The sequence below is a fragment of the Pseudoalteromonas sp. Angola-7 genome (genome assembly GCF_028599255.1).
GTDB lineage: Bacteria > Pseudomonadota > Gammaproteobacteria > Enterobacterales > Alteromonadaceae > Pseudoalteromonas > Pseudoalteromonas atlantica.
Genome location: NZ_JAQREL010000025.1, coordinates 17,418 through 27,426 on the forward strand (window position 1 = coordinate 17,418; position 10,009 = coordinate 27,426).

General features: G+C 48.6%; 1 protein-coding gene. It reads left to right on the top strand.

Translation table 11 applies throughout. The features are described 5' to 3' along the window. Positions 1-9 precede the first annotated feature (9 nt). On the top strand, positions 10-10,009 hold a 10,000-nt coding region (locus PSH50_RS20640), incomplete at its 3' end, for an Ig-like domain-containing protein (protein WP_273610047.1).

A 10,009-nucleotide genomic window follows, 5' to 3' on the forward strand; every position in this document is an offset into this window, starting at 1 on the left:
GTAAGTAAAATGGAATCTAATCAATTATTAGTAATAGACTTAAAAGGGTCTGCTGGTGTTGTTTTAGAAGATGGCACAATTAAGCCACTTGAAGTTGGCGATACTATTACTGTGGGCGATTTAGTGGTTACCGCCGATAATTCATCGCTAACAATTGATGTGCAAGGAGAAACACTGTCGATTCCTGCTAATCAAAACGTAAAGATCACCCCTGATTTATTAGCACAAGAAACCCGCGATAGCAGCGAAACCACAGTGTTTGACGAAAGCCTAGATGCGGCCATTGCAAGCTTAGAACAAAATGATAATAACGATGGCCAAACGGCGGCTAATTCTGATGTTACTGACTTTTTAGATGCCTTAGAGGGCGATGGTGATATTTTAGATAATTTAGAAGCAACAGCCGCAGGTGGTGCTGGTGGTGCGGGCTCTGGTGGAGGAAGCTCATTTGTTCAGCTTACACGTATTGCGGAGGGGGTTAACCCTAATAGCGTTGCATTTGATTCAAGCTTTGCTCCTGATTCTACAGAAGCGCTAAATATTCGCGATACCTCTGATGGGGTAGTTCCTGATGATGGCACTGCGTCTATATCATTAAATGAAGTAGGTTTAACTAATTCATCTCAGCCAACAATTAGTGGTACAAGTGAAAACTTAGTGGGTGAAACAGTAAATATTACTGTGACAGATGAAAATGGTAACTCTCAAGTAGTAAGCGCGGTTATTGGCCCAGATGGCACGTTTGAAATTACACTACCTAACCCGATAGCCGATGGACCCGTGAGCGTAGTTGTAGAAGCCACCGATCCAGATGGTAATGCGTTTAACGATGCTATTTCTATTGAAATAGACACCACAGCGCCAGTAATTAATATTGACCCTGTTGCAGACTCTGCATCTCAAACAGTAACGGTTACGGGGTCGGTAGCGGGTTTGAATACTGGCGACAACGTCTCTGTAACTCTTACCGATAGCACAGGCACACAACAAACAATTGTTACACAAGTTGATGCACAAGGTAATTGGAGTATTACCACTACATCGCCTTTAGCTGAAGGGGAGTTTAATGTTAACGCAGTAGCAGTTGATGCCGCTGGTAACCAAGCAATTGACCAAGCTGTTGCGAGTATTGATTTAACCGCTCCAGAAATTACAGTTACAGTAGCGGGTGAAACTAATAATGCTACGCCGCCATTAACTGGTACTACAACCGGTGTGCCACAAGGTACTGAAGTAACAATCACAGTAACCGACAGTGCAGGCGAAGTGCAGCTTTTAACAGCCATTACCGGTGAAGATGGTAGTTGGGCTGTTGATGTGGGTGTGGCACTACCAGAAGGTGATTTTACTGTTGATGCGCAGGTGAGTGATAGCGTAGGCAACCAAGCACTTGCAAGTGATGCTGGAGTTATTGACTTAACGGCGCCAATTGTAGAAATTAATGCGATTGCCGATACGCAAGATACAACCCCAATTATTACTGGCTCTGCGCAAGATGTGCCAGCAGGCTCGGTAATTACCGTGGTTATTACTGATATTAATGGGCAAGTTCAAACGCTGTTAACGCAAACAAATGATGATGGCAGCTGGTCTGTAAGTGTTTCTACACCTTTAGCACAAGGTGAGTTTGAAGTTAATGCAACCGTGGCCGACACTGCAGGTAATGAGGCACAAGCTATAGAGCAAGGGTTAGTTGATTTAACTAGCCCTGAGATAACGGTTACGGCCATTGCAGACACTAATGACACAACGCCTACTTTTGTAGGCCGTGTTGAAGGGGCACCAGAGGGCTCTGTAATTACTGTTTTAGTAACCGATAGCGACGGTAATATACAAACCTTAACAACGACACTTGAAGTTGATGGCACGTGGAGTGTTGAATCGCCCAACGCTATTCCTGGCGGAGAGTTTAGTGTTACCGCTACAGTGAGTGACCCGGCGGGTAACGAAGCATCCGCGCAAACAAGTGGTGAAGTTACATTTGCCCCTATTTCTATTCAAATTGACTCTATTGCAGATACAAACGATACCACGCCATTTTTAAGTGGTAATACCGGTAACGTGCCTGCTGGTACCACTATAACCCTAACGATTACCGCAAGTGATGGCAGTACTTTTAATCTTTTAGCGGTCACGCAAGAAGATGGTTCTTGGAGCGCTCAAGTTACAGAGCCTTTGCCTGAAGGGGATTTTACCGTAGTTGCAGCCGTTATAGACGATGCAGGCAATGAGGCACAAGCAAGTACGGTCGGTAATGTAGATTTAACCGTAAGTATTAATTTTATTATTGATACTAATGATACCACTCCAACAATTAGTGGTACTACGCAAGATGTTGACGCAGGTGCGGTTGTTACTGTTACCTTTACAGGCAGCGATGGCGCAACAGAAACTGTGCAAGTAACCACAAATGCTGATGGGTCGTGGTCAATCGAAGCAACCGATGAGTTGGTCGAGGGTCAATTTACGGTTGTTGCAACAGTAACCGATGCTGCTGGCAATACTGCCTCTGCTACTGAAGTAGGGGAAATTGATCTAACTGATCCTGCGATTACTATTAACCCAATTACAGATACAAACGATACAACACCGAGTGTGACAGGTAGCGTAGTAGATGTACCTCAAGGTACTGAGGTTACCTTATTAATAACCGATAGTGACGGTAATCAACAAACTATTACAGCGATTACTAATGCCGATGGAAGCTATAGCGCCGATATACTTAATGAGCTTAGCGAAGGTGACTTTACAGTTACTGCAAGTGTAAGTGACGAAGCAGGTAATAGCAGTACAGCGACGGTTACTGGCACCATAGATTTAACCGCACCTAGCGTAACTATAGATAATATTGGTGATACAAACGATACAACGCCTACTATAAGCGGCTCTACTCAAGGTTTAGCAGCGGGTAGTGTGGTTACAGTGATTGTGACTGATGATGCTGGCGCTGAGCAGCAATTTGTCACTGCTATAAATGGTGATGGCACATGGAGTATAGATGTCCCACAAGCATTAGCTGAGGGTGAGTTTAGTGTGGTGGCAAATGTAAGTGATAGTGCTGGTAATAGCGCGCAAGACTCACAAACTGGCACTATAGATTTAACCGCACCAACTATTAGTGTAAATGACTTTACTGACTCTAACGATTCAACACCTGTATTTAGTGGTACCACAACTGATGTAGAGCCAGGTAGCTTGATCACTGTATTAGTAACAGACTCTAATGGTGATTCGCAAACCTTAACGGCAGTTGTCGCAGAAGATGGTTCTTGGCAAGTAGGTGCAACGACTGCAATTGCTGAGGGGGAGTTTACAATAACGGCCACAGCCACTGATGCAGCTGGAAATGAAGCCTCAGCCACAACCACAGGCGTCATAGATACCACAGCGCCCACACTAACAATTGATCCGGTGGGTGATACAAGCGACACCACCCCCACTATTTCAGGGTCTGCAACGGGCGAGCCAGAGGGCACAGTTGTTACGATCACCGTGACGGATGAAGCGGGTAACCCACAAATCATTACTACCGAAGTGCAAGCCGATGGCACCTTTAGTGTAGATGTACCCAATGAGCTAAGTGAAGGTGAATTTACCGTTGAGGTATCGGTAACCGATAACGCAGGTAATGAAACTACAGCAACCACCGCAGGTGAAGTAGATACCGCAGCGCCCACAGTCATAATTGACCCGGTGGGTGATACTAACGACACCACACCGACTATTTCAGGCAGTGCAACGGGTGAGCCAGAAGGCACCGTTGTTACCATTACTGTGACTGATGAAGCGGGTAATCCACAGATAATTACTACCGAAGTGCAAGCCGATGGCACCTTTAGTGTGGACGTACCGAATGAATTAAGCGAAGGTGAATTTACCGTTGAAGTATCGGTTACCGATACTGCGGGCAATGAAACCACTGCAACCACAACCGGCGAAGTGGACACGGCTGCGCCATCAGTGATAATCGACCCAGTTGGCGATACTAACGATACCACACCTACAATTTCAGGCACCGCTACGGGTGAGCCAGAGGGCACAGTTGTTACGATCACCGTGACGGATGAAGCGGGTAACCCACAAATCATTACTACCGAAGTGCAAGCCGATGGCACCTTTAGTGTAGATGTACCCAATGAGCTAAGTGAAGGTGAATTTACCGTTGAGGTATCGGTAACTGATAACGCTGGTAATGAAACTACAGCAACCACCACAGGTGAGGTTGATACCGCAGCGCCTACAGTGTTAATTGACCCGGTGGGTGATACCAACGACACCACACCGACTATTTCAGGGTCTGCAACGGGTGAGCCTGAGGGCACAGTTGTTACGATCACCGTGACGGATGAAGCGGGTAATCTGCAAACCATTACTACCGAAGTGCAAGCCGATGGTACCTTTAGTGTGGATGTACCGAATGAGCTAAGTGAAGGTGAATTTACCGTTGAGGTATCGGTAACTGATAATGCAGGTAATGAAACTACAGCAACGACCACAGGCGAAGTTGATACAGCAGCGCCCACAGTAATAATAGATCCCGTGGGTGATACTAACGACACCACACCCACTATTTCGGGTACGGCAACGGGTGAGCCAGAGGGCACCGTTGTTACGATTACGGTGACGGATGAAGCGGGTAACCCACAAACCATTACTACCGAAGTGCAAGCCGATGGCACCTTTAGTGTAGATGTACCGAATGAGCTAAGTGAAGGTGAATTTACCGTTGAGGTATCGGTAACCGATAACGCAGGTAATGAAACCACGGCCACTACCACAGGTGAGGTTGATACAACTGCGCCGGTTGTGACCATAAATGCGCTAGGTGATACAAGTGATACTACACCAACTCTATCAGGTACGGTAAGCGGGGAACCTACAGGCTCAACTGTTACTTTAACTGTAACGGATGCAAATGGTGCAGTGCAAACAATCACCGCACAAGTCATTGCAGATGGAAGTTGGACAGTTGAAGTACCCGTAGCTTTAGCTGAAGGTAGCTATACTGTTGATGCTACTATTAGCGATAACGCTGGCAATGAAGGTACTGCAAGCGCCTCTGGTACTATTGATACAAGTGCGTTAACTATCACTATAGATGTGATTGGTGAAACCAACGATCAAACCCCACAAATAAGCGGTGATACATTTAATGCAGAAGTAGGTTCGTCTGTTGAAGTTCAGATCACAGACTCTACAGGTGCGACTATTACCTTAACTACGGTTGTTGATGCAAACGGACAGTGGAGTGTTACTCCGCCAGCCGATTTACCTGAGGGAAGTGTATCAATCAGTGCAACAGTAACTGATTTAGGCGGTGGTTCAGCCATAGCAGAACTTGATGCCGTAATTGATATTACGCCGCCAACCATACAAATTAACGATCTAGAAACCAGTAATGATACAACACCAATTATTGCTGGTAATACTACAGGCGTTGTTTCTGGCACTGTAATAAGCTTGACTGTTACAGATTCGCAAGGAGTTGTTCGCTCGTTTAATACGACAACAGATGCACAAGGGAATTGGAGTGTAGAGCTTTCTCAAGAGTTGGCTTCAGGGGATTACACTGTACAGGCAGAGGTTTCTGATGCTGCAGGCAATAGTGCTTTAGATACAGCAACCGGTAATATTGATACTGCGGGGCCAAGTTTAACCGTTGATTTTGATGCTGTAACCAATGATACAACACCGACTATTTCAGGCACGAGTGATGCCGATGTAGGTACAACGATTACTGTAGTGATCACTGATGAAAACGGTGTTGAACAAACACTAACAACCACAGTAGATGCCAATGGAAGTTGGGAAGTAACCCCTCAAACAGACTTGAATGAAGGTGATAACACCATCGAAGTGAGCGTGTCTGATGAAGCAGGAAACACAACAACAGTAACCGATACAATTACTTTAGATACACAAGCACCCACATTAACCATGCAAACCGTGGGTGATGTAAACGACTTAACCCCTACATTACAAGGCACCAGTAACGAAATTGGCGGCACGGTAACACTCACCGTGACCGACAGTGACGGCGCTGTGCAAACCATTACCACCACCGTTGGTACGGATGGGCATTGGGATATTGAAGTGCCCAGTGCGCTGGCACAAGGCGACTTTACTGTAACGGCGAGTATTACTGATGCCGCCGACAATGAGAGCACCGCCAACAGCAGTGGCAATGTAGATACCATTACCCCGGTTGTAACTGTGGATGCACTGGGGCTTGGTAACGACAGTACTCCACTTATTAGTGGTACTTCAACTGAGCCAGAAGGCACAGTTGTAAACATTGTAATCACCGACAGTAATGGCGATGAAACACCACTCACCGCCACCGTGGATGTCAACGGCAACTGGCAAGCAATCAGCCCAGAATTACCTGATGGCAGCTACAATGTACAAGCCAGCATTACGGATGCGGCGGGCAATACAGGAGGCGCTACGCAATCGGGCACCCTTGATAGCCTTGCACCGACACTGACACTCGATACTGTAGGCGCTACCAACGACAGCACGCCAACTATTAGTGGTACCACGAATGCACCAGCCGGCACGGTAATTAGCATCAGCGTCAGCGATGGCATTACCACCGAAACCTTTACAGCCACAGTCCAAGCGGGTGGCAGCTGGTCAGCCGATGTACCAAATGCTCTGGTTGATGGTGAGCTGACCATTGAAGCCAGTGTGAGCGACAACGCTGGTAACACCACTACGGTTAGTGAAACCGCCACGCTGAACACCACCGCGCCAAGCATTAGCATTAATGCCTTGGTTGATACCAACGACACCACACCAACCATTAATGGGACAAGCGATGCAGCAGATGGCACCACCATTAGCCTAACGTTTGAAGATAGCGCGGGTAATATTACGACTGTTGATACCACCGTCACCGGTGGCGTATGGAGCGTTGCTGCACCAACTGAATTAGCTGAAGGCGAATACACAGTGACCGCCGAGGTAGACGATGGTCTGGGTAATATCGGCAGCGCCACAGAAACCGGTATTATTGACACCACTATGCCAGCGATTGAAGTGAATGAGCTAGTTGTTACCAATGATACAACCCCAACGATCACCGGCACCGCGAATGCACCGCAAGGCAGCACCGTAACGGTTGAAATCACCGATAGTAATAATGTGACCCATACGGTTACAACGACCCTTGGAGCTAATGGCACGTGGAGTGTGGCTGCCTCACAAGTAGTTGCTGAAGGCAGTTATACCGTAAGTGCAAGCGTAAGCGATGCAGCGGGTAACACAGCGACCGCCACAGGTACAGGGGAGGTTGATACCATTGCGCCAACACTTGATTTAACCAGCCCAGGTTCAAGTAACGATGTCACACCAACCCTAAGCGGCACCAGTGATGCGGTTGAAGGCACCGTGATCACCTTTACGGTTATCGATGATTTAGGAGCCCAGCAAACCTTTACCACCACCGTGGATGCGAGCGGCAACTTCTCAGTGGAAGTACCGACGGCACTTGCAGAAGGGCCTTACAGCATTGAGGCCAGCATTAGCGATGATGCAGGTAACAGCACTGATATCACCGGCAGCGGTAATATTGATACCACCGCGCCAAGTGTGAGTGTGGATGCACCAGCGCTCACCAACGACAGCACGCCAACTGTAACGGGCACCAGTGATGCACCAAACAGCACCGTCACGGTAACCTTTACCGATGCAGCCAATACCGTACAAACTATTGATGTACAAACCGATGCGAATGGTAATTGGAGTGCCACCCCAGCGACTGATTTAGCCGAAGGTAACTACAGTGTCAGTGCCAGCATCACGGATGCAGCGGGTAACACGGGCACAGGGACAGACAGCGGTGAAGTGGATGTAACTCCACCGGCTCTTGCCTTTACGCCGACCTTCGAGCTTGGTTTATTGGTTACCCTCAGTGGTACATCTGACCTGCCAGCAGGCAGTGAAATCACCATCACCGAGCAACTTATTGGCGGAGGAGTGGGTGTAACTTACACCACCACAACCGATGCCAACGGTAATTGGTCTTTGGTGGGGCTTGATGTATCACTACTGGATGTAGGCTCTGTGATTGCCACAGCCACAGATGCAGCAGGGAACACACGCACAATCAGCTCAGATGACTTTGATAACACACCACCTACACTCACAGTTGAGGTGGATGCACAAAGCAATAGCAACACGCCTATAATCAGCGGCACAAGTGACGCAGGCGAAGGGGCACAAGTCACGATTGTGGTGACCGACAGTGACGGTAACCCACAAACCATTACCGCCCTTGTTGATGCCAACGGCGAGTGGAGCGCCACCCCAGCGACACCACTCAGTGAAGGTGAAAGCACAATTGAAGTGAGCGTACACGACAGCGTAGGCAACGAAACCACCGTGAGTGAAACCACCACCATCGATACGCAAGCACCCATATTAACCATGCAAACCGTGGGTGATGTAAATGACTTAACCCCTACATTACAAGGCACCAGTAACGAAATTGGCGGCACGGTAACACTCAGCGTGACCGACAGTGATGGTGCTGTGCAAACCATTACCACCACCGTTGGTACGGATGGCCACTGGGATATTGAAGTGCCCAGTGCGCTGGCACAAGGTGACTTTACTGTGACGGCCAGTATTACTGATGCCGCAGGCAATGAGAGCACCGCCAACAGCAGTGGCAATGTAGATACCATAACCCCGGTTGTAACCGTGGATGCACTGGGGCTTGGTAACGACAGCACACCACTTATTAGTGGTACTTCAACTGAGCCAGAAGGCACAGTTGTAAACATTGTAATCACCGACAGTAATGGCGATGAAACACCGCTCACCGCCACCGTGGATGTCAACGGCAATTGGCAAGCAATCAGCCCAGAATTACCTGATGGCAGCTACAGTGTACAAGCCAGCATTACGGATGCGGCGGGCAATACAGGCGGCGCTACGCAATCGGGCACCCTTGATAGCCTTGCACCGACACTGACACTCGACACTGTAGGCGCTACCAACGACAGCACGCCAACCATTAGTGGTACCACGAATGCACCAGCCGGCACGGTAATCAGCATCAGCGTTAGCGATGGCATTACCACCGAAACCTTTACAGCCACAGTCCAAGCAGGTGGCAGCTGGTCAGCGGATGTACCGAACGCCTTAAGCGATGGTGAGCTGACCATTGAAGCCAGCGTGAGCGACAACGCCGGTAACACCACCACAGTTAGTGAAACAGCCACGCTGAACACTACCGCGCCAAGCATTAGCATTAATACCTTGGTTGATACCAACGACACCACACCAACCATTAATGGGACAAGCGATGCAGCAGATGGCACCACCATTAGCCTAACGTTTGTAGACAGTGCAGGCGCTGAAACCACCACAACCACCACAGTAACCAGTGGCGTGTGGAGCGTTGCTGCACCAACTGAACTAACTGAAGGCGAATACACGGTAACCGCAGAAGTAGACGATGGTCTGGGTAATATCGGCAGCGCGAGCGAAACCGGTGAGATTGATTTAACCCCACCGAGCCTTGTTATTACAGATAACGGCGTTAGCAACGACACAACACCGACGATCTCCGGCACAAGTGATGCGCCACAAGGCAGTGAAGTAACAATTGTTGTGACAGACAATGCCGGTGCAGCGCAAACCATTACCGCCACAGTAGGCGCAACTGGTACATGGTCAGTGCCGGTTACAACAGCCCTTGCTGAGGGCAACTTTACCGTAAGTGCAAGCGTAAGCGATACAGCGGGTAACACTGCGACCGCCACAGGTGCAGGGGAGGTTGATACCATTGCGCCAACGCTTGATTTAACTAGCCCAGGTTCAAGTAACGATGTTACACCGACCCTAAGCGGCACCAGTGATGCACTAGAAGGAACCGTGATCACCTTTACGGTTATCGATGATTTAGGGGCAGAGCAAACCTTTACCACCACCGTGGATGCGAGCGGCAACTTCTCAGTGGAAGTACCGACGGCACTTGCAGAAGGGCCGTACAGCATTG